The following is a 21319-nucleotide window of genomic DNA, read 5'->3' as shown; positions in this document are numbered from 1 at the left end:
TACACCTGACATGGTATATAATGTCTCAATATCAACCAATAGTCACCTGATCGTGCTATGGTGAGAGCGGATACTCTGCTTTGTTTTACACCTTACGCATCAATTAATTTATCACACATTCTGATCCATGTCAACACTTTTCTTTTTTCTATCCTATTTTCCTTGCTAAATATCTCTTCTTTCATTATAATAGTCCTTACATATGTCTGAGATCGTCCGGGTGCAGGTGCGCACACCGCTGTGCGCCAAAGGCAGGCGGAGATCCGGGATGCATGTGTGGACTACTGATTGAAAAATTTGAGGAGGTTTCTACAAATGAATAAGAGAAGCAGCTTTTCCGGCAAGCTGGGCTTTGTGCTGGCTGCCGCCGGATCAGCGGTGGGACTGGGAAATATCTGGCGTTTTCCCTATCTTGCCGCCCAGTACGGAGGAGGCACCTTCCTCCTGATCTACCTTGTGATCGCAGTGACCTTTGGTTTTTCCCTAATGATCGCTGAGGTGGCCATCGGAAGAAAGACAGGCCTTTCTGCCATCGGCGCGTTTAAGTCGCTGGACTCCCGTTTTGGATTCCTGGGAATCCTGGCATCCGCCGTCCCCATCATCATCCTTCCCTATTACTCTGTGATCGGGGGATGGGTCATCAAATACTTTGCGGTCTTTCTCACCGGCGGCGGCTCCGCCTCCGCGGCAGACGATTATTTTACGAATTTCGTCGGGAGTACTTTTGAACCCCTGGGCTGGTTCCTGCTCTTTCTGGGAGCAACGGCAGTCATCGTTCTTCTTGGAGTGGAGAAGGGAATTGAGAAGGTGAGCAAATTCGCCATGCCCATCCTTGTCCTCCTGGCTGTGGTCATCTCCATATACTGCCTGACCCTGGACGGCGCCATGGACGGACTTGCCTATTATGTGCAGCCCCACATGGATGACTTTTCTGTAAAGACAGTCCTCTCCGCCATGGGCCAGCTCTTCTACTCCATGTCCCTGGCCATGGGTATCATGGTGACGTACGGCTCTTACATGCGCAAGGACACCAACCTGGAGAGCTCTGTGCGCCAGATCGAGGTGTTTGACACAGTCATCGCCTTCCTGGCCGGTCTCATGATCATTCCGGCTGTGTTCGTGTTCTCCGGCGGAGACCCGAAGATCCTTCAGAGCGGACCGAGCCTTATGTTCGTGATCCTGCCTAAGGTATTTGCCAGCATGCCCATGGGCGGGGCCATCGGAGCGGCCTTTTTCCTGCTGGTGATCTTTGCGGCCCTGACATCCTCCATCTCGCTGATGGAGACTATCGTTTCCATCTTCCGGGACAAGTTCCACTGGAGCCGTAAAAATGCCTGCATCTTTGTGACTGTCCTGTCCCTGGTGATGGGAGTTCCGTCCTCCCTTGGATTTGGTCCCTTAGGCTTCATCACCTGGGCCAACATGACCATTCTGGACATCATGGACTTTGTCAGCAACAGTGTACTCATGCCCATCGTGGCCTTCTTCACCTGCATCTTCGTGGGCTTCTTTGTAGGCCCGAAGGTGATCGCTGACGAGGTAAAGATAACCAACGGAAAATTTGTGGGCGAAAAGCTGTTCACAGTCATGATCAAGTGGATCACCCCTGTTTTCCTTGTGCTGATCCTCGCCAGCTCCGTGGCCAATTCCATGGGATGGTTCAAACTTTAATATCTAATATGAGAAAGGTGATGTATAAGACATGTCGATCGATAAGGTAAGATCCTACTTCCGCCAGTGGCCTGGCATGGAGGAACGAATTCTGGAGTTTCCCGTATCCAGCGCCACTGTGGCCGAAGCCGCCAAAGCGGTTGGCACTGAGGAGAGACGGATTGCGAAAACTCTCTCCTTTATGCTGGATGAAGGCCCCATCCTTGTGGTGGCGGCCGGAGACGCCAAGATAGACAACAAAAAATTCAAGGGCACCTTTCACAAGAAGGCTTCCATGCTGAAGGTGGACGAGCTGCCAGAGCTGGTGGGACATCCTGTGGGCGGTGTGTGCCCCTTCGGGATCCGGGAGGGAGTAAAGGTCTATCTGGATCAGTCGCTTCGGCGCTTTCCCACCGTCTTTCCCGCCTGCGGCAGCGCCAACAGCGCTATTGAGCTGACCATTCCGGAGCTGGAGACGTACTCCCGCTTTGCAGAATGGGTGGATGTGTGCAGGATACCGGAATAAGAAATATCGGAATAAAAAGCGCTATGATAAAGATGCCAAAGTAAAAGGAGCAGCCCTGCCATCAATGAGTTCAGATGGCAGGGCTGTTCCTTTAGCTTCCGTTCTATTTTGCTATTCGACAATCCAGCTCTCAACGTCCGATGCGCCCGCGTATTTCTCCAGATATTCCTTCCCGTACTCCAGCGCCTTCTCCAGATCGCCGCCAGGTGAGAAGGAGTAGATCAGGGTCAGCACCTCCTGCGCCTCCTCCGTGATCATGGCCCGTTCGGAGTCGCTTGTGGAGCTTCCGATGGCTCCCGCCTCATCCGCCAGCACCGGCAGGTGTTCGATATTGACCTGATCCTTTCCGATGCCCTTGTAGGTCTCTCCCTCCCGCCCGATGCGGAAGGTGAGCTCCTCCCCGATGCGAGCCGTGTCGTAGGAGCCCACGGAAAATCCGGACTGGATGGAGATCAGGTTGTTCACATCCACCACTGTGTTGACCTGGTAGAGCCCCTTCCCCTGTCCGATCCTGCGGATCAGAGCCTCGGAGGACACCCGGTAGCGGCTGGGATCCTTTCCGAAGGCCCGGTAGGCTGCCCGGGACTCCCTGATGTTCGGGATCTCCGTCACCCCATAGTCAAAGATGTCGTCCTTTGCCTTCTTAAAAATATCTTTTTTGAGATAGGCCCACAGCTCCTCGTTTTTCGCTTCCACCTTCACCTTGTACTGCAGGCAGCCCACTCTCGTGTCCGGCCACTTGTCCTTCATCTCCCCATCGATCACCAGATGCTTTCCCATGCCCTTTCGTCTCCTTTTCCTGTCTTGTACCTAGCGCTTATTTCCCATGCAGAACACAGCCACAACACCGGGGCCGGTATGGCTTCCGATGACTGTGCCGATGTTGTTGATCAGTATATTGTCGATGCCCATCTTCTCCCGCACAAGGCTGGCCACATACTCGGCGTCCTCTATGCAGTCCCCGTGTGTGATCATGATGATGTCATTGTCCCAGCCTTTGGACTGCTCCACCGCCATGTCCACGATCTTGTTCAGGGATTTCTTCCTTCCCCGCTCTTTTCCGATGACCTGCAGCTTACCCTCGTTGTCCATGTGGATGATAGGCTTGATCTTCACCATAGTGCCCACCACGGCTGTAGCCTTGGAGATACGCCCGCCTCTGTGGAGATGGTTCAGGTCGTCCACCGTCACATCATGGCAGATATGCAGCTTGTTCTCCTCCACCCAGGCCGCCGTCTCCTCAATGGTCTTTCCCGCCGCCTTCTGCTGAAGTGCCTTGTAGAGGAGAAGTCCCTCGCCCAGGCACGCGCACAGAGTGTCAATGACAATAACTTTTGCCTCCGGGTACTCCTCCCGGAGCTCCTCACCCGCGATCTTCATGCTGTTGCAGGTGCCGGAGAGTCCGGATGAGAAGGCCAGGTGCAGCACGTCCTTTCCTTCCTTTAAAAAGGGCTCCAGAGCCGCCTTCGCCTCCTCCGGGTTAACCTGGGAGGTGACAGACATTTTCCCCTCTCTCAGCTTGGCAAAAAATTCTTTGGCGGTCAGGCCGCTCATATCCTCATAGGTCTGTCCGTCCATTGTATATCTCAGAGGAACGACCGGAACATTCCTCTCCTCCAGCCATTCCTTTGGCAGATCCACTGTACTGTTCACAGTGATCACATAATCCCTCATTCTTCCATACCTCCTATACATTGGTTCTGTTGCACTAATCATACCATTTTTTATACAGTAAGGCAAAGCCTTTTGACGGCTCATGCATATTTCACCCTGTTTTGGGCAGATTAAGCTTATCAACACAATGTATCAGTACGGATATGGAGGGATCGATTTATGCCGGATACGAGAATAGTGACTGCGTCTGCGAAAGAAAATGTGGCGTACATGAACCAGATACTGCCTGTAAAGGACAGCTTTGACCTGGTGCAAAGGGATCTGGTCATCGGGGAGCGGGAGGCCTCCTTTTTCTTCATCGACGGATTTATGAAGGACGAGGTCATGTTGAAGATCATGGACTCCTTCCTCAGCGTTGCGAAGGAGGATATGCCGGGGAGCGCCACCGGCTTTGCCAGGCAGTGCCTCCCCTACGTGGAGGTGGACACCATCAGCGACTTTGACCAGGTCCTTCGGAACCTCCTCTCCGGCACTACCTGCCTTTTCATAGACGGCTACGAGGCCTGCCTTGTCATCGACTGCAGGACCTACCCCGCCAGAAGCGTGGGGGAGCCGGAGAAGGACAAGTCACTGAGAGGCTCCAGGGACGGCTTTGTGGAGACCATTGTGTTCAACACAGCTCTCATCCGCCGCCGGATCAGGGATCCCCATCTGGTCATGCAGATGATGGAGATTGGGGACAGCTCAAGGACAGACGTGGCTCTGTGCTACATGTCGGACCGGGCCGATGAGGCTCTCCTTAAAAATGTGGAAAAAAGGCTCCAGTCCATCCACACCGGCGATCTGCGGATGAACCAGCAGAGCCTGGCGGAGGAGCTCTTCAAGAGAAAATGGTTCAACCCCTTTCCCAAATTCAAATTCACAGAGCGGCCGGACACGGCGGCGGCCTGCCTCCTGGAGGGGAAGGTGGTGATCCTGGTGGACAACTCCCCCTCCGCCATGATCCTGCCCACCTCCATCCTGGATATCATCGAGGAGGCCAACGACTATTATTTCCCCACCCTGACCCAGATTTACCTGAAATTTTCCAGAGGGCTCATCACCTTCCTGACCGTCTTCCTGACGCCGGTCTTTCTTCTCTTCATGCAGAACCTAAACTGGCTGCCGGAGGTTTTCCGCTTTGTGGCCATCCGGGACACGGTAAACATCCCTCTTGTGTTCCAGCTTCTCATGCTGGAGCTGGCCATTGACGGGCTGCGGCTGGCGGCCCTGAACACCCCCAGTATGCTGAGTACCCCCTTGAGCGTCATCGCCGGCATTGTCATGGGCGAATTCTCCGTCCAGTCCGGCTGGTTCAACTCGGAGGTCATGCTCTACATGGCCTTTGTGGCTGTGGCCAACTATACCCAGCCCAATTTTGAGCTGGGCTACGCGCTGAAGTTCATGAGGCTTTTGCTCCTCATCCTGACCGCCCTCTTCAACTGGGTGGGCTTTGCGGCGGGCTGCGTCATTGTCATCTGCAGCATCTGCTTTAACAAGACCCTCTCCGGCCGGAGCTACCTGAACATCAAACTAAACTGACCTGCAAAAACCAAACAGGCCCGGGACAGACTGAACTGCCCCGGGCCGCCGGCCTTTAATTGGTACTTCCAAAGCCTCCGTTGCGGATGCCCTCCGCCTCGTCGTCCACTGTGATACCGTACTCCACAAAGATCCCCTGCATAAAACCTGTGCCCGCAGGGATCTCCACTGTCTTCCCCTCGTTGGTGTCGTTGGTGAGCTTGGCAAAAATGTGCCCCTCATTGTCAGAGTAGTAGTAATCGCTGTCAATGATGCCCACCGTATTATTGAGCTGCAGGCGGTACTTGAAGCCAAGCCCGCTCCTGGGATAGCATTTGAGCACCCACTCCTCCTCCATCTTTGCCCGGACGCCGGTGGGGATCTTCACCGTCTCCCCCGGCCCGAGGGTAAAATCCGCGGGGGCGAAGAAATCATAACCGGCAGAGCCCTTTGTGGCCCTTCTCGGCAGACGGATACTCTCGTATATTTCCCGGAGCTTCTCCTTTGACACCTCGCCGAAGGTGTCTGTCCACCCCTCCTCAAACTGTGTAAAGCTTACCTTCTCAAATTTCGCAATCCTCTTAGCCATGTAATACAACCTCTCCTGTCTTTAATGTCTTCTGCACATCGATCACCTGCTGGTTGGCGCTTCCCTTCCAGTGCAGCGTGCTGTCCTTCTCATCCTCACGGAAGGGCCCGTCCACCAGCACGTCCACATACCGGATCACCTCCAGGTCCCGCACCTCGTCCCAAGTGCTGCCTGTGTAGAGCCAGATGGTCTTGTCCGGGAAATCACTCCTGATCCGTCGGGCCAGCTCCGTCACCCCCTGCATATTGGCAGGGTGGAGAGGATCGCCGCCGGAGAAGGTGATGCCGCTCACGTAGTCCTTCTCAAGCTCCTCATAGATCTCCTGCCGGGCCGCCTCGTCAAAGGGCAGTCCCCCTTCCGGATCCCAGGTCACCGGGTTGTGGCACCCGGGGCAGGCGTGGGCGCATCCTGCCACCCACAGGACCACCCGCAGGCCGTCTCCGTTGAGCATATCATCCTTTGTTATGTTGTGGTATCTCATGTCTTACATGCTCTTCCTTTCCGCGATCTCCGCCATCTTGGCCTCGTTGAGGCGGGTGTCCCCCTTGACCCTGGAGTAGGACAGATACCCGTTCATGCGGTCAATCTTTGTCAGATTTTTGCTGCCGCACACAGGGCACACATCCATGGACAGCTCCTCGTGTCCGCAGTCGTCACAGTAGGCCAGGGACAGGTTGACGCCCTCGTAGTAGCCCTTGGCCATGGCCCGGCGCACCAGGGAACGGATGGCTTCTTTATTATAGTTGACCGGATATTTGACATACTGGATCTTGCCGCCGTTGCTCAGATCCCAGAAGCGCCCCTCCAGATCCTGCTTCTGTATGGGGGTGATGTCCTCCGTCACATGGCAGTGGAAGCTGTTGCTGACGTACTCCCGGTCTGATACATTCTCTATGATACCATATTTTTTCCGGAACTGCTGCACCTGAACGCCGCATAAATTCTCCGCCGGCGTCCCGTAGATAGCGTAAAGCCGCCCGTCCTCCTTCTTGAACTCGTTCACTCTGTCGTTGATGTACTGTAGGGTCTCCAGGGCGAACTGACCATCCTCCACAAGAGATTTCTTGTTGTGGAGCTGCTGCAGCTCATTCAGGGCCGTGATGCCAAAGGAGGCAGTAGCGGACTTAAGAAGGGGCTTGATCTTGTCATAAAGTCCCAGATGGCCGCCGTAGAAGCCGCCCTCGCAGTAAGCCAGGGGGTTGGTGGAGGCCTTCATCTCTCCCAAGTAGTCGTAGGTGCGCAGGTGGAGCTGACGGATCAGGTTCAGGTAGTAGTCCAGCACCTCATGGAAATCTCTGCTCTCCTGCTTTGCCTTCGCGTAGATCATGGGGAGATGGAGGCTGATGGCTCCGATGTTAAATCTCCCCACAAATACCGGCTGGTCGTTTTCATCTGCCGGCTCCATGCCTCCCCGCTCATACCAGGGGGACAGGAAGGCCCGGCATCCCATGGGGCTTACGACCTTTCCATATTTTTTGTACATGCTGGCCACGTAGCCGTCCCCTGTCAGGCTGAGCCAGTCCGGGTACATGGTCCTGGAGGAGCAGTCGATGCCCGCCTCAAACACGTCCTCCATCACGCCGCCCGGTCCGTGGAGCTTCTCGTCGTAGAGGAAGACGATTTTGGGAAAGAGGACCGGCTTTTTGTGCCCTTCCTTCCCCTGTCCTTTTTTGCGCACCTCCAGCATTTTCATAGTCACAAGCTTGCCGTACCTGCTGGGGACCGTGCCGGCTGTCACCGTGATAAAGGGGTAGTCTCCCCGGCTGGAGGAGACGGAGTTGAACTTGTACTCCCAGCCCTGGAAGCCCTGCTCCATCTCCTTCTCCAGATCCGCCCAGGCCACCTTCTGAACCGTCTCCTCGTCCAGACCTAAATCCCGATACTTCTGGATCAGCCTTTTGTGGGATTTCTCCGCAAAGGGCTCCAGTATGTCGTCCACGCTGGGAACGGTGAAGCCGCCGTACTGCTGGCTGGCCGCGCTAAGGACAATGTCCCCGATGACGTCAAAGGCGGTGTCCAGCGTCTTGGGCTCATTGTACCACAGGTTTCCCATCTCAAAGCCCCCAGTGAGCACAGACTTCACGTCAAAAAGACAGCAATTCATCGTGTCCCTCCTGGCGGACATGTCGTGGATGTAGATGTAGCCGTCCCGGATGGCCTGGATCTCCTCCACAGTGAGGAAGAACTTCTTGTACAGCTCCTTGTTCAGCTCATTGAAGATGAGGCTCCTCTTGGTAGACACAAGGGCACTGTCCGTGTTGCTGTTCTCCTTGTCCCCGATGTACATGATGGACTGGCTCTTCTTGTAAACGTCGTCCAGCATCTGGACAAAATCCTGCTTGTAGTTCCGGTAATCCCGGTAGCTTTTCGCGACCACTGGGTTCACCTTCTCAAGAGCTCCCTCCACCACGTTGTGCATCTGGGCGATGGGAACCTCCGTGATGTCCAGGTCGTCCACCTTCTCCTCCACAAAGCGGCAGATGAACTTCAGCTCCTCGTCTGTAAACCTGATCAGCGCCCGGTACGCGGACTTGTTGACAGCCACAACTACCTTCTGCACATTGAATGTCTCCTTTGTGCCGTCCTTTTTCACTACCTTCACGTTGTCTCTTCTCATAATATGCCTCTCCTCGTATGTCTATATTTAGTGTTTTATTTTTATCTCACTCACTATATCCTGTGCAAAATGCATTATCTATATTACCATCCCCCCTCTGCCCGCGTCAATCAGAACCGCCCGAAAATATTTCACAAAAAAAGAGCCCCGCCGGGCTCTTATTTTTGTATACTTATATGAGACTCTTTTTCAGTTTCCACACTCAATACTGATCTCATTGAAGAGCTTCAAAATCTCATCCACGGAGACCTTCTCCTTCTCCTCCCTCTTTTTGTCCAGGACAATCCCTCCCTGGTGCATCATGAGGAGCCGGTCCCCGTACTCTATGGCGTACCGCAGATTGTGGGTGACCATGATGGTAGTCAGCTTTTTCTCCTTCACGATCCTGTCTGTCAGCTCCATGATCAGCTCCGCCGTCTTCGGGTCCAGAGCCGCCGTGTGCTCATCCAGGATCAGGAATTCAATGGGCGTCATGGTGGACATGAGAAGAGCCATGGCCTGGCGCTGCCCTCCCGAGAGGGATCCCACCATGATATCCAGCTTATCCTCAAGACCGAGGCCCAGCTGGGCGAGAAGCTCTCTGTAATAGGAAATCCGCCCCCTGTTGGTCCCCCTTCCGAAGCCGTAGACCTTGCCCTTGTTGTCCGCCAGGGACATATTTTCCAGAATGGTCATGGAGGGACAGGTACCCATGGCCGGGTTCTGGTAGACCCGCCCGATCCGGCGGTTCCGGCGGAATTCCTTCTCCTTCGTGATATCTGTTCCGTTGATGTAGATCCGCCCCGCCTCCACCGGGATGCTGCCGCAGATAATGTTCAGCATGGAGGTCTTCCCGGAGCCGTTGCTGCCCACCACAGAGACGAACTCCCCGTCCTCCACGGTCAGATCAAAATTCTGAAACAGGCACATCTCATTGACAGTGCCGGGGTTATAGTATTTATGAATTCCTTTGAGTTCCAGCATCTGTCTTCACCTTCTTTCTTCTCTCCATGCTGATGATCAAAATGACAAGGAACAGCACCGCCGTGATCAGCTTCATGGCCTGGGGCTGGAAATTGCGGATGGCCACAGCCACACAGGCCTTGTAGATCACGGAGCCGATGAGCACCGCCGTGGTGGCCTGCATGATGGTGATCCTCCTGAAAAGACTTGTGCCGATGATCACGCTGGCAAGGCCGATGACGATGGCGCCGGTTCCCATGGATATCTCAAATACTCTCTCCTCCTGGCAGAACGCGCTGCCCGCCAGGGACACAAGGCCGTTGGCGATGGCCAGGCCCACGATCTTCACATTCCCCTGGTCCTTGGCAAGGGAGGTGACCAGCACCGGATTGTCCCCCACGGCCCGCAGAAGATAGCCGGATTTTGTCTTTAAGTACAGATCCAGCAGCACCTTGGCGATGACCGTCAGGATGAAAATGATGATAAGGGTCGTGTAGCTTTTGAGAGCCTCCGGCACGATCCCGTCAAGCCACTCATTTTTAAAGATGCTCTCCTGGGAGAAGAGGGGCACGTTGGATGTGCCCGCTATATAGAGGTTGATGGTCCACAGGGCAGTCATCATGATGATACCTGACAGCAGGTCTCTCACCTTCCCCTTCACGTGGATCAAGCCCGTGCAGATCCCGGCCAGAGCCCCCGCGGCAAAGGATGCCAGCAGGCTCAGGTAGGGATTGACGCCGTTTGTGATGAGGAGGGCCGTCACCGCCCCACCCAGGGGAAAGCTGCCGTCCACCGTCAGATCCGGGAAATCCAGGATTTTGTATGTGATGTATACGCCCAGGGCCAGGATCCCGTAGATCAGCCCCTGCTCCAGTATTGTTACGATAAAGTCCATGAAAACTGCCTCACCTTCTGATTTACATTTTCTTCAGCTCAAAGCTGCCGGACGGATCACTCGGCAGATGAGTCTGAGATCTCGTCAAAGCTCTCCACCGCGCTCTGCGTCAGCTCATCCGGCACTGTGATGCCGAGATTTTCCGCCACCTTCATGTTTACATAGAAACCGGGCTCTGAGATGGTCTCATAAGGCATCTCGGGGGCCTGCGCCTCTCCCTTGAGGATCTTCGCGGCCATCTCGCCGGTCTGCTCCCCTAACGCCACATAGTCAAGTCCCTCCGCTGCCAGGCATCCGATCCGCACCTGCTCGATCTCGCTTCCGAATACCGGGATGCCCTTCTCATTTGCCTTCTCCAGGATCGTCGGAAGGGAAGCCACCACCGTATTGTCCGTCAGGTTGGTGATACAGTCCACCTTGCTGATCAGATCGTCAGCTGCCAGGGAAATGTCCGCCGTTGTGCTGATGCCGCTCTCCACGATCTCAAAACCGTAGTCGCCCGCCAGCTCTTTGTAGGTCTCAAGGGCAGAGATGGAGTTGGCCTCGCTGGTGGTGTACATGATGCCCACTTTCTCAGCGTCCGGAAGGATCTGGCGGATCATCTCCAGCTGCTCCTTGATGGGAAGCTCGTCAGAGGTCCCGGTCACATTGCCCACCGGATTGCCGTCCTCGTCCGCCAGCTCTGCCGCCACCGGATCGGTCACCGCCGTATAGACCACCGGGATGTCTGTATCCATAGCCGCGTTGTAGGCGCTCTGGGCAGTAGGTGTGGCGATGGCGCAGATCAGATCCACCTTGTCAGACACGAAGGCGTCTGAGATCTGGCTGGCCGTTCCCATGTCGGCCGCCGCGTTCTGGTACTCCACTGTCAGATTTTCTCCCTCGACAATGCCCTCGTTCTCCAATCCCTGGAGGAAGCCCTCCCTGCAGTTGTCCAGGGAGCCGTGCTCCGCGAACTGGGAAATACCGATGGTGTAGCTGTCCTCCCCTGACCCTGAGGAGTCGGAGGAGCCTGAGGAGCCTGAGCACCCTGCTGCCATCGCTGTTGTCATTGCCGCTGTCAATAATACTGCCATCACTTTTCTTTTCATCATTGTTCTGTTCTCCTTTACTCTTGTTCTTTTTTGCTGCTGTACAGGAGAGAAAATCCGTGGAGCGGGTATCCCGCTGTAAAAGTCTTTACTGCGCCGGTCTGTCCGGTGTAATAAAAAACCGTCCCAAACCCAAAGGCTTGAGACGGTAATAAAATCTACTTTATTATCGCGGTACCACTCAAATTGACAAATGTCCACTTTCTCATGTACTAACATACACTCCTGATTGATAACGGGTTCGGTTCCCGACAAGCCATACTCGCCATTTCCGGTTTTCAAGCCGCCCTCGAAAGTCCATTCAACTATCCGCTCCGTATGGCAATTCCACCGCCTGCCACTCTCTTTGACATCGCTGTGATAATCTACTCCTCTTTCTCATCGGTTTATGGATTATTTATTTCATGCTCATTACTTTACTCTGACAAAGCAGATTTGTCAAGAGATTTTTTTAATTTTATGAAAATATGCCGCTGTTCCGCATCAGTCGTCAATAACCGGCACCGGCTCGTCGGACCAGGCGTCCAGATCGTTTATGTACTTCTTCGTCTCCTTTGCGATCACATTGGACAGAAGGAGAACTGCGATCAGGTTGGGCACGGCCATCAGCGCGTTCAGGATGTCGGCAAGAGCCCACACAACGTCCAGAGCCACGATAGGCGCGATGGCTGCCACTACCACGTAGAGAATACGGTAGCCGATCAGCACCTTCCTGCCTGCGAAGTACTCAACTGCGCGCTCACCGTAGTAAGCCCAGCCAAGAACTGTGGAGTAGGCGAAGCAGATGATGCCCAGGGTCAGGATCACAGGTCCCAGGTAGGGGATCTGCTGGAAGGCCAGTGTTGTCAGAACGCCGCCGTCAGAGATCTCATCCGCATTGATGCTTGGGTTTTTCATAACAGTCGTCACGATCACGAGACCGGACATGAGACATACGACAACTGTATCCCAGAATGTACCTGTGGAGGATACAAGCGCCTGGCGCACCGGGTTTCTCGTCTGAGCCGCCGCTGCCGCGATCGGTGCGGAGCCCATACCGGACTCATTGGAGAAAAGACCTCTCGCAATACCAAATCTCATAGCTGCCATGATACCGGTTCCCACAAGTCCGCCTGCCGCCGCGCCGGGTGTGAAGGCCAGGGTGCAGATGGTCTTGATAGCCGGAATGATGAAATCATGGTTGATGCCAAGGATGATGAGACATCCAAGCACATAGAAGATGGCCATGAAGGGCACCAGCTTCTCACACACGTTGGCGATGGACTTGATGCCGCCGAAGATAACGATGGCTGTCAGCACTGCGATCACGATACCCACGATCCAGCCGGGAACTCCCACGTTCTCCTCCACAATGTTGGCAATGGCGTTCACCTGTGTGGCGCAGCCGATACCAAAGGAGGCAAAGCCTGCGAAAACGGCGAATATCATTCCCAGGATCTTGCCCAGGGGCTGCCATTTCAGTCCTCTGGAGAGGGCGTACATGGCGCCGCCCTGCATACGGCCGTCCTTTGTCTTCACGCGGTATTTCACAGCGATCAGTGACTCGGAGTACTTTGTGGCAATTCCGAACACGCCGGAGAGCCAGCACCAGAGCACGGCTCCGGGGCCTCCCAGGGCGATAGCCGTTCCCACACCTACGATATTACCGGTTCCGATAGTCGCCGCCAGGGCGGTGGTCAGAGCGCCAAAGTTGGACACCTCCCCTTCCGCGTCCGGATCCTTGGTGACTGAAAGCTTGATACCCTTGCTGATAGATTTCCACTGGATAAATCCTGTGCGGAATGTGAGGAAAATGTGTGTTCCAAAGAGCAGGATGATCAGCCACCAGCCCCAGATCACGTCGTCGATCGCATAGATTGCATTACTGATTGTTTCTAACATAAAATGCCCCCTTTTCCTTTCTTCTCTGCGATTTTCCTTTAGTAAACAGTAGCATAACAATACACAAAGAACCTTGCTCCTCTTCATGTTCGTTTATAACAGTCTATCAGAATTTTCTGATAATTGCAAGACCTGTTATAAATATAACACATAAATCAAAACACTTATAGGAGTAATATATATTCTTCTGGTCATATACATCCTGTTTAACTAAAAAAGGGCATGGGCAAAGACTTTTTTAGACATCTTTGCCCAAACCCTTTTATGCATGGGTGAATTATACGCCGGAAAGCAGAGCTCTGTCAAGAGACAAGCCCAAACAATTTTCAGACTTTGGTCACATTTCCTACACATTCTCACTCTAAAATGGGGAAGAAAATCGTAATCTAAAGGAGGTATCGCTTTGATCGAAGTCAGAAATCTGGTGAAGTACTACGGCTCGCATATGGCTGTAGACCATCTGAATTTCACCATCCAGAAAGGACAGATCTACGGATTTCTGGGGCCAAACGGCGCCGGAAAATCCACCACTATGAACATTATGACGGGCTATCTGGGGGCCACGGAGGGGCAGGTGCTCATCAACGGACATGATATCCTCACAGAGCCCTACAAGGCAAAGCGGGATATCGGCTATCTGCCGGAGCAGCCGCCTCTCTACGTGGATATGACCGTTCTGGAGTACCTGAAATTTGTAGCTACCCTGAAGCTTATCGACAAAAGCATAAAAAGCGCCCAGCTGGACCAGGTCATCAGTCTGGTCCGCCTTGGTCCTGTCAAAAACAGACTCATCAAAAACCTCTCCAAGGGCTACCGGCAGAGAGTGGGACTGGCAGGCGCTCTCATCGGCTTTCCGGAGATCATCATCCTGGATGAGCCCACCGTTGGCCTGGATCCCCAGCAGATCATCGAGATCCGCCAGCTTATCCGGAATCTGTCCAAGGAGCACACGGTCATCTTGAGCTCCCATATCCTGTCCGAGGTGCGGGAGGTCTGCGACCACATCATGATCATCTACCAGGGAAAGCTGGTGGCCAGCGACACGCCGGAAAATCTGGAGCAGAAGATGCAGGGAAACGAGACCATAGAGCTCCTCGTCAAGGGAAGTCCGGAGGAGACAGAGGCTGTCATCCGCTCTCTTCCCTCCCTCCTCTCCTCAGAGGTGGAACAGTCTGAGGAGGCGGGCTGCACAAAGGCTCTTCTCACAGTGAAGGGCCGCGCCGATATCCGGGAGGATATTTTCTGGGCGTTCAGCCGGAATAAGCTTCCCCTGCTGCGCCTGGCCAACACACGGACCACACTGGAGGACATTTTCCTGGAGCTCACCTCTGAGAGTAAAGAACATATGACAGATGAGGGAAAGGAGGCTCTGAAAGATGAGAGCAATTTATAAAAGAGAGCTGGACTCCTATTTCCACTCTATGATCGGTTACGTGTTTATCGCCTTTTTCCTGGCCTTTACGGGAGTGTATTTTATGGCCTACAACCTGAATTACGGGTATCCCATTTTTTCCTACGTGCTCAGCTCCCTGGTGTTTATCCTGCTGATCGCCATCCCGGTGCTCACCATGAAGAGCTTCTCCGAGGACAGAAAGAGCAGGACCGATCAGCTGCTTCTGACGGCTCCGGTCTCACTGGGACAGATTGTCATGGGAAAATATCTGGCCATGGTGACAGTCTACCTCATCCCGAACCTGGTATTCTGTCTCTATCCCCTTGTGATCAAGCTGCAGGGAAACGCCTATCTGCTGACAGACTACTGCGGCATACTGGTGTTCTTCCTGATGGGGTGCGTCTACATATCCATCGGCATGTTCCTCTCTTCTCTCACTGAGAGCCAGATCATCGCCGCCATCTCATCCTTCGGCGTGCTCCTGATCCTCTACCTGTGGGACGGGATTTTGGGCTTTCTGCCCTCCTCTGCCCTGCTGAACCTTGTTATCCTGCTGGTGCTCCTCACCCTTGTCAGCGTTCTTGTCTGGCATATAACGGGGAACCCTGTCATGGCCGGCATCCTGGAGGTCGTTTTCCTTGCCGCCGGCATCATCGTCTACGCGGTAAATTCCAGCGTGTACGAGAGCCTGCTGTCAGACGTGCTGGGGCGGCTGGACCTGACGGCTCCTCTGACGGACGTGGTGTCCAGCAGCCTGCTGGATACGGGCAGTATCATCTTATACCTTTCTGTCATCGGACTGTTCATCTTCCTGACTATGCAGTCTATACAGAAAAGGCGCTGGAGTTAGGAGGGACATAGGCATGACAGATAAGATCAGAAATTCATTTAAAAGCATCGCATCAAAGCAGGGAAGCTACAGCGTTGGCCTGACAGCCCTTGTCATCGCCATCGTGGTGGTCATCAACCTCATTGTGGGACAGCTTCCCAGCCAGATCCAGCAGATCGACATCAGCACAAACAACATATACGAGATTACAGACACGAGCCGGGAGCTGCTGGACGGCCTGGACAAGGACGTCACCTTTACTGTGCTGGCCGACAAGAGCAGCACAGACGAGCGCATCAGGAATTTTATCGACAGATACAGCGCCCTCTCCAGCCACATCACTGTGGAGTGGATCGATCCGGTGCTGCACCCCGCGGCCCTCTCCACCTATGAGGCGGACTCAGACACCATCGTGGTCTCCTGTGCTGACACAGGCCGCAGCACCACCGTGGCCTTCACCGACATCATCACCTACGATCAGATGTCCTACTACACCACCGGAAGCGCCACAGAGTCGGAGTTTGACGGGGAGGGACAGCTCTCCAGCGCCGTCAACTACGTGACAACAGACGTGACGAAGAAGGTGTACTACACCTCCGGCCACGGGGAGAGCTCCCTGTCCTCCTCCATCACGGACCTGATGAGCAAGTCCTCCCTCACCCTGACCGAGCTGAACCTGATGATGGCCTCCTCCATCCCGGAGGACTGCGACCTTCTCCTCATGGACGCGCCGGTCAATGACCTGTCAGAGGATGAGATCACCATGCTCAGCGACTATATGGAGGGCGGCGGCCATCTCTTTGTCATCCTGGGCAGCGATGTCAGCGAGACGCCCGCCCTGGCCTCCTTCCTGGAGACCTACGGGCTCACCTCAGCCGGCGGCTACATTGCGGACACCCAGAGGAGCTACCAGGGGAACTACTACTACATCTTCCCGGAGCTCTCCGTGTGCGGCGACATGGCAAATGAGCTCCAGTCAAAGATGGTTCTTCTCATCAACGCCAATGGGCTGGTAGAGGGGACTCCGGCGCGGGATACCATCACCCTGACCCCCTTCATGACCACCTCCTCCAGCGGCTACGCGGTGACAGAGGATGGCCAGTCCACCCAGGGAACCTACGTGCTGGGAGCCACAGCCACGGAGAACGACAGCCGGCTCACGGTCATCAGCTCAGAGTCCATGATCGACGAGACCATCACGAGCCAGTTTACGAACATCGAGAACCTGACTCTGTTCATGAACGCGGTGACTGCAAACTTTGACGACATTGAGAACCTGTCCATTGAGCCCAAGAGCCTGCAGATCGAGTACAACACCATGCAGTACACAGGGCTCATCGGCCTGGCGGCCATCATCGGCATCCCCGTCATCTTCCTGCTGTACGGCCTGCGCCAGTGGATGAAACGTCGGAAAGCGTAAGGAGGGATATTGGATATGGATATAAAAAAACACCGCACACTGTTTTTGCTTGGAGGTATTTTCATCGTGCTTGTCCTGATCTACCTGGCTCTCTCCTCCCACCAGCGGGGCGCAGACGAATCGGACGCCGGGGAGGGCTCCCAGATCCAGGTCTGCGACCTGGGGGATCTGTCCTCCTTCCAGTTCACGGACCAGTCCACCGGCACAGGCATGAGCTTTGTGAAGGAGGACGGCACCTGGTACGTGGCTGATGACCGGGATATTCCTCTGGCCCAGACCTACATCGACGCCATGGAAAACACCTACGCGTCTCTGACTGCCACCAGACAGATCGACGACCCGGACTCCCTGTCTGACTACGGCCTTGAGAGCCCGTCCTACACAGTCCAGGCCACAGATACAGAAGGGAACACCACCACCTTTTCCATCGGGGACGCGGCAAAGGAGGACTACTATCTGACTGTGGACGGCGCCCAGTCGCCTGTGTACACAGTCAGCAGCTCGGCTGTATCCGTCCTCCAGTACGACATGGACACTCTGGTGAAAAAGGACACCATGCCCTCCATCGGAAGCGGCAACCTTCTGACAGCGGAGATCACGGAGAACGGGCAGACCACCACCTACTCCTCTGACGACGAGGAGCAGAGCGACACCATCTCCACTATCGCCGGCGGATACGGGGCCATGGCCCTCACCGACCTGGCCAGCTATCACGCCACCGCGGAGGAGCTGACTTCCTTCGGTCTGGACGAGGCGTCCCGGACCACGGTGAAGCTGACCTACCAGGAGTCCTCCGGCAGCTCCGACTCTGACTCTGGCGACGACTCCGGGGACAGCGACAGCCTGACCTACACCCTCTACCTGGGCAGCGACTCGGGAGACGGCACCAGGTACGTGCAGGTACAGGACTCTGACCTGGTGTACCTGGTGAGCAGCGATGTGCTGAACAACCTGCTTGGCACAGGGAACAGCACAGAGGAGTAATTTCTCACCCGCCGCGGGCTGAAGCCACAAATTCCAACATTTTGCATTTGCAAAGAGCGGGCCGTATCCGGGAGCTTTTCCCGGGCGCGGCCCGCTCTTTTTTGCTGTCTTTTGTTCCTGCCTGTTTTCTATTTTTTCAGGATGAGGGCCACAAAGACCAGGTCCTCTGTCCCTGTGTTCTTCACCCCATGGCCGTCCCCGTCCTTGCAGAAGGTCACGTCTCCCGCCTCGATGGGAACCGCCTTGCCGTTGTCATCGTACATGCCGCTGCCGCTGATCACGTAGTAGGTCTCTGTCTCCCCGTGGTGCTCGTGGTGGCCCAGCTCACAGCCCGGCTTTATGGTCACGCGGCTGAACATCTTGCAGTGCTCTCCCAGCTCCTCCCCTGTGATGAGAGCCTCCTTCATGATAAATCCCGCGCCGCCGTTGACGTGCTCTACTTTGACAGTCTCTCTCTCTGATGCTTTTGTCATAGTGACATTCCTCCTTTGATCTGATCTGCCACTATTTTATCACACTGTCTCACTCATTGACAATCTTATAATATTCTCTGGCCGTGACGGCAAAGACAGCCACATAGAAGAGGGCGAACACCAGCACCGTGGCCGCCGTGCAGGCCAGGAACAGGGGCGTGTTGACAAGGCCCAGCATGGCCAACAGCTTGTCGATGACATTGAAGGCCACCGCAATGTGAACCACAGCCATCACAAGGGGCAGGAAGAACACCATCAGCACCTGGCTGCGTATGGAACGCCTGACCTCCCGTTTTCCCATGCCCACCTTCTGCATGATCTGGTACCGCTCCCTGTCGTCGTAGCCCTCGGAAATCTGCTTGTAGTAGATGATGAGCACTGTGGCCACCAGGAACATGATGCCCAGGTAGAGACCGATGAAGAAGAGGCTTCCGTACAGGGCAAAGAAATTTTCCCGGCTCAGCTCCCTGTTCTCGCACACCGCCCCGGGCACCTCCTGTCCGATCCGGTCCGCAATGCTCTGCACCGCCGCCAGGCAGTCATCCTGGCTTCCGCCCATGTCAAAGTAGGTGGAGTACTGGAGAGCGCCGTTCACCACGCCCATGTCCAGTATGGACTGTTCATCCGGCATGATCAGATACCAGCCGGTGACCACCCGGGCCACGCTCTTGTCCTCCAGCCGGAAATCCTTCAGCTCCTTCACCACCTTCAGCTCTTTTCCGTTGACTGTGATGGTGTCCCGGCCGTAGCTGCCCTCGTCGGTGACGAAGAGGATGACCTCGTCCGGGGCGAGCTCCGTGGGGTCTCCCTGGACCTTCTGGTAGTCCTCCAGAGGGATAAAATACATCTCCTGTATATCCTCCACCGTGTAGTCCACAGTCTGGCTGTTGGTAAAGGCTGTGTCGCTCTGCCGGAGCACGGCGGTGGCGCCGTACCTGTAGGACATGCCGTCCTCCTTCTCCACATGGCGGGCAGAGAGCTCCTCCTCCACGATCCGGTCTATGGACGAAATGGTCGCCGGATCGGAGGCGTCCGCCGTGGTGATGCAGTAATCGTAGGGGAACCGCTGGTCCAGTATGTCCTCCATCCCCGCGTAAAGGCTCACCGTGCTGGAGATGAGCACCAGCACGATGGTGCTCAGGATGCAGATATTGGCAAGCCCCGCCGCGTTCTGCTTCATCCGGTAGATCATGCCCGACACCGCTGTGAAATGATTTGCCTTGTAGTAGAAATTTTTCTTTTTCCTGAGCGCCTTCAGGACAGCGATGCTGCCCGCGATGAAGAGACAGTAGGTGCCTATGATAACAAGGACGACTGCCACGATAAAGGTGTCGATGGCGTCAATGGGCCGCTCCGTAGTGATCGCCAGATAGTATCCCACTCCCATTGCCAGCACGCCGACAAGAGCAAGGAGCCACTTGGTCCTGGGCTCCCTCTCCCCCACATTGCCGCCCCGCAGGAGTTCCACCGGATTGGCCAGCTTTACCTGAAAAAGGTTGTAGAGCCATGTCAGGAAAAAGATAAAGGTAAAGAGGACCGCCGTGTAGAGGATGGAGGGCAGGGAGATATGGAAGCGTATGCCCACATCATACTGCAGGATGCGCAGGAGGAGAAGATGCATCAGCTTCCCGAAGACCATGCCTCCCAGTATCCCCAGCACCAGGCTGACAGCCCATATGATCAGCGTCTCTACGGTAAGCATCCTGCCGATGTGTCCCTTCCCCATGCCCAGGATATTGTAGACCGCGATCTCCTTCTTCCTCCTCCTGATGAGAAAGCTGTTTGTGTAAAACAGGAAGATGAGGGAAAAAAGGGTCATCACCGGTATGGTGAGGAAGAGGACTGTGGTCACATTCCTGTTTCCGATGCTGTCATTCCTGGCCAGAGTATCCATCATGTAGTACATCATGACCGTGAGCACGGCCGTCAGCATGAAGGGAACATAGGTCTTCCCGTTGTTCTTTATATTGGTAACCGCCAGCTTTGCGTAGATCCTGCTGCTCACCTCTTCTCACCTCCCGTAGCCAGAACGGTCAGTGTGTCCGAAATCTTCTGGTAGAGCTGCTCGTTTGTCAGGCTGCCTCTGTAGAGCTGGTGGAACACTTCCCCGTCCTTGATGAACAGGACCCGCCCCGCCGTGCTGGCCGCTTTCACACTGTGGGTCACCATGAGGATAGTCTGGCCGTCTCTGTTGATCTGCATGAACATTCCCAGCAGCTCGTCTGCAGACCGGGAATCCAGGGCGCCCGTGGGCTCATCTGCCAGGATAAGCTGGGGCTTTGTGATGAGTGCTCTTGCCACCGCGGCCCTCTGCTTCTGTCCTCCCGACACCTCGTAGGGAAATTTGCCAAGGATTTCCCGGATACCCAGCTTTTGCGCTATGGGCTGGAGGCGGCGGTCCATCTCCTCATACTTCTTTCCCGACAGGACCAGGGGCAGGAAAATGTTGTCCCTCAGGGAAAAGGTATCCAGCAGATTGAAGTCCTGAAAGACAAAACCCAGGTTCTGCCTGCGGAAGGCCGCCATCTCCTTTTCCTTCACCTTTCCGATATCATTTCCCTTCAGATAGACTCTCCCGGCGGTCGGCTGGTCCAGCGCCGCCAGGATGTTGAGGAGGGTGGTCTTGCCTGAGCCGGACTCACCCATGATCGCCACATACTCGCCGGGTTCAACAGAGAAGCTCACATTTCGCAGCGCCTCCACCTGGCTGCCGCCAAACCGGGTCGTATATATTTTCTTTACATTTTTCACTTCCAGTAATGCCATGAAAATAACCTGCCTTTCTCTTCGTATGTTCTGTAGACATTATACCGAAGGAAAGGCAGGCTATCCATTTTTTCATATTACATTTCCGG

The 21319-nt window shown here is 54.9% G+C and carries 19 protein-coding genes and 1 other annotated feature; of the genes, 7 read left to right on the top strand and 12 right to left on the bottom strand.

Annotated elements, in window-relative coordinates; all coding sequences use genetic code 11:
- The first annotated feature begins 315 nt into the window (after window positions 1-315).
- Together H7U36_RS05820 and H7U36_RS05815 are read left to right on the top strand one after the other, a co-directional pair.
- Window positions 316-1671 (top strand): sodium-dependent transporter, encoded by a 1356-nt coding sequence (locus H7U36_RS05820; protein ID WP_033125375.1) that lies wholly within the window; start codon window positions 316-318, stop codon window positions 1669-1671.
- Between the two features lie 31 nt (window positions 1672-1702).
- Window positions 1703-2176, top strand: a complete 474-nt coding sequence (locus H7U36_RS05815; protein WP_205155789.1) for a YbaK/EbsC family protein — start codon at window positions 1703-1705, stop codon at window positions 2174-2176.
- Window positions 2177-2287: 111 nt separating this feature from the next.
- On the opposite strand, the gene H7U36_RS05810 is transcribed toward H7U36_RS05815, so the two are convergent.
- Both H7U36_RS05810 and H7U36_RS05805 read right to left on the bottom strand, forming a co-directional pair.
- Window positions 2288-2956 carry a B3/B4 domain-containing protein gene (locus H7U36_RS05810; RefSeq protein ID WP_138303396.1) on the bottom strand — a complete coding sequence of 223 codons (669 nt, stop codon included), beginning with the start codon at window positions 2954-2956 and terminating at the stop codon, window positions 2288-2290.
- A gap of 30 nt (window positions 2957-2986) precedes the next feature.
- The gene (locus tag H7U36_RS05805; RefSeq protein WP_033125372.1) at window positions 2987-3850 is read right to left on the bottom strand and encodes a DegV family protein; all 864 of its coding nucleotides are present in this window, start codon (window positions 3848-3850) and stop codon (window positions 2987-2989) included.
- Between the two features lie 159 nt (window positions 3851-4009).
- Between H7U36_RS05805 and H7U36_RS05800 the strand changes: the two genes are divergently transcribed.
- Window positions 4010-5371: a spore germination protein gene (locus H7U36_RS05800; RefSeq protein ID WP_138303397.1), complete on the top strand. Its 1362-nt coding sequence runs from the start codon at window positions 4010-4012 to the stop codon at window positions 5369-5371.
- 55 nt (window positions 5372-5426) lie between these two features.
- Here the strand turns inward: H7U36_RS05800 and H7U36_RS05795 are convergent, their stop codons facing one another.
- The 7 genes from H7U36_RS05795 to H7U36_RS05765 form a co-directional block, all read right to left on the bottom strand.
- On the bottom strand, window positions 5427-5939 hold the full coding sequence (locus H7U36_RS05795; protein ID WP_138303398.1) for a dCTP deaminase/dUTPase family protein: 513 nt from the start codon (window positions 5937-5939) through the stop codon (window positions 5427-5429).
- On the bottom strand, window positions 5932-6420 hold the full coding sequence (nrdG, locus tag H7U36_RS05790) for an anaerobic ribonucleoside-triphosphate reductase activating protein (protein WP_138303399.1): 489 nt from the start codon (window positions 6418-6420) through the stop codon (window positions 5932-5934). The genes H7U36_RS05795 and nrdG overlap by 8 nt, the downstream gene beginning before the upstream one ends.
- A gap of 3 nt (window positions 6421-6423) precedes the next feature.
- The gene (gene nrdD, locus H7U36_RS05785; RefSeq protein ID WP_033125368.1) at window positions 6424-8556 is read right to left on the bottom strand and encodes an anaerobic ribonucleoside-triphosphate reductase; all 2133 of its coding nucleotides are present in this window, start codon (window positions 8554-8556) and stop codon (window positions 6424-6426) included.
- Window positions 8557-8745: 189 nt separating this feature from the next.
- Window positions 8746-9519, bottom strand: a complete 774-nt coding sequence (locus H7U36_RS05780) for an ABC transporter ATP-binding protein (RefSeq protein WP_138303400.1) — start codon at window positions 9517-9519, stop codon at window positions 8746-8748.
- Entirely contained in the window at window positions 9494-10393 is a 900-nt protein-coding gene (locus H7U36_RS05775) for an ABC transporter permease (protein ID WP_138303401.1), read from the bottom strand. Before H7U36_RS05775 ends, H7U36_RS05780 begins: the two co-directional genes overlap by 26 nt.
- A 56-nt stretch (window positions 10394-10449) precedes the next feature.
- Window positions 10450-11484 carry an ABC transporter substrate-binding protein gene (locus tag H7U36_RS05770; RefSeq protein ID WP_033125575.1) on the bottom strand — a complete coding sequence of 345 codons (1035 nt, stop codon included), beginning with the start codon at window positions 11482-11484 and terminating at the stop codon, window positions 10450-10452.
- A 138-nt stretch (window positions 11485-11622) separates the two neighbouring features.
- Window positions 11623-11875, bottom strand: a binding site (T-box leader).
- Between the two features lie 92 nt (window positions 11876-11967).
- Complete coding sequence (locus tag H7U36_RS05765) at window positions 11968-13365, bottom strand: alanine/glycine:cation symporter family protein (protein ID WP_138303402.1); 1398 nt, start codon at window positions 13363-13365, stop codon at window positions 11968-11970.
- 403 nt (window positions 13366-13768) lie between these two features.
- Between H7U36_RS05765 and H7U36_RS05760 the strand changes: the two genes are divergently transcribed.
- The 4 genes from H7U36_RS05760 to H7U36_RS05745 are packed head-to-tail and all read left to right on the top strand — an operon-like array spanning window position 13769 to window position 17991.
- On the top strand, window positions 13769-14758 hold the full coding sequence (locus H7U36_RS05760; protein WP_033125364.1) for an ABC transporter ATP-binding protein: 990 nt from the start codon (window positions 13769-13771) through the stop codon (window positions 14756-14758).
- A complete protein-coding gene (locus tag H7U36_RS05755; protein ID WP_033125363.1) occupies window positions 14742-15608 on the top strand; it encodes an ABC transporter permease in 867 nt (288 codons plus the stop codon). Before H7U36_RS05760 ends, H7U36_RS05755 begins: the two co-directional genes overlap by 17 nt.
- Before the next feature lie 13 nt (window positions 15609-15621).
- A complete protein-coding gene (locus H7U36_RS05750; RefSeq protein ID WP_033125362.1) occupies window positions 15622-17007 on the top strand; it encodes a GldG family protein in 1386 nt (461 codons plus the stop codon).
- Between the two features lie 15 nt (window positions 17008-17022).
- A complete protein-coding gene (locus tag H7U36_RS05745; protein ID WP_033125361.1) occupies window positions 17023-17991 on the top strand; it encodes a DUF4340 domain-containing protein in 969 nt (322 codons plus the stop codon).
- Between the two features lie 128 nt (window positions 17992-18119).
- On the opposite strand, the gene H7U36_RS05740 is transcribed toward H7U36_RS05745, so the two are convergent.
- Genes H7U36_RS05740 through H7U36_RS05730 form a run of 3 tightly spaced genes read right to left on the bottom strand, consistent with a single transcriptional unit; the run spans window position 18120 to window position 21230 of the window.
- Window positions 18120-18464: a cupin domain-containing protein gene (locus H7U36_RS05740; protein WP_033125360.1), complete on the bottom strand. Its 345-nt coding sequence runs from the start codon at window positions 18462-18464 to the stop codon at window positions 18120-18122.
- Between the two features lie 49 nt (window positions 18465-18513).
- Window positions 18514-20469, bottom strand: coding sequence for an ABC transporter permease (locus H7U36_RS05735; protein WP_138303404.1), 1956 nt, complete (start codon window positions 20467-20469; stop codon window positions 18514-18516).
- The gene (locus tag H7U36_RS05730) at window positions 20466-21230 is read right to left on the bottom strand and encodes an ABC transporter ATP-binding protein (protein WP_033125358.1); all 765 of its coding nucleotides are present in this window, start codon (window positions 21228-21230) and stop codon (window positions 20466-20468) included. The genes H7U36_RS05735 and H7U36_RS05730 overlap by 4 nt, the downstream gene beginning before the upstream one ends.
- Window positions 21231-21319: the final 89 nt, after the last annotated feature.

It is taken from the genome of Faecalicatena fissicatena, from assembly GCF_016900595.1.
Lineage (GTDB): Bacteria > Bacillota > Clostridia > Lachnospirales > Lachnospiraceae > Claveliimonas > Claveliimonas intestinigallinarum.
This window is presented reverse-complemented; position numbering and strand designations above follow the sequence as displayed.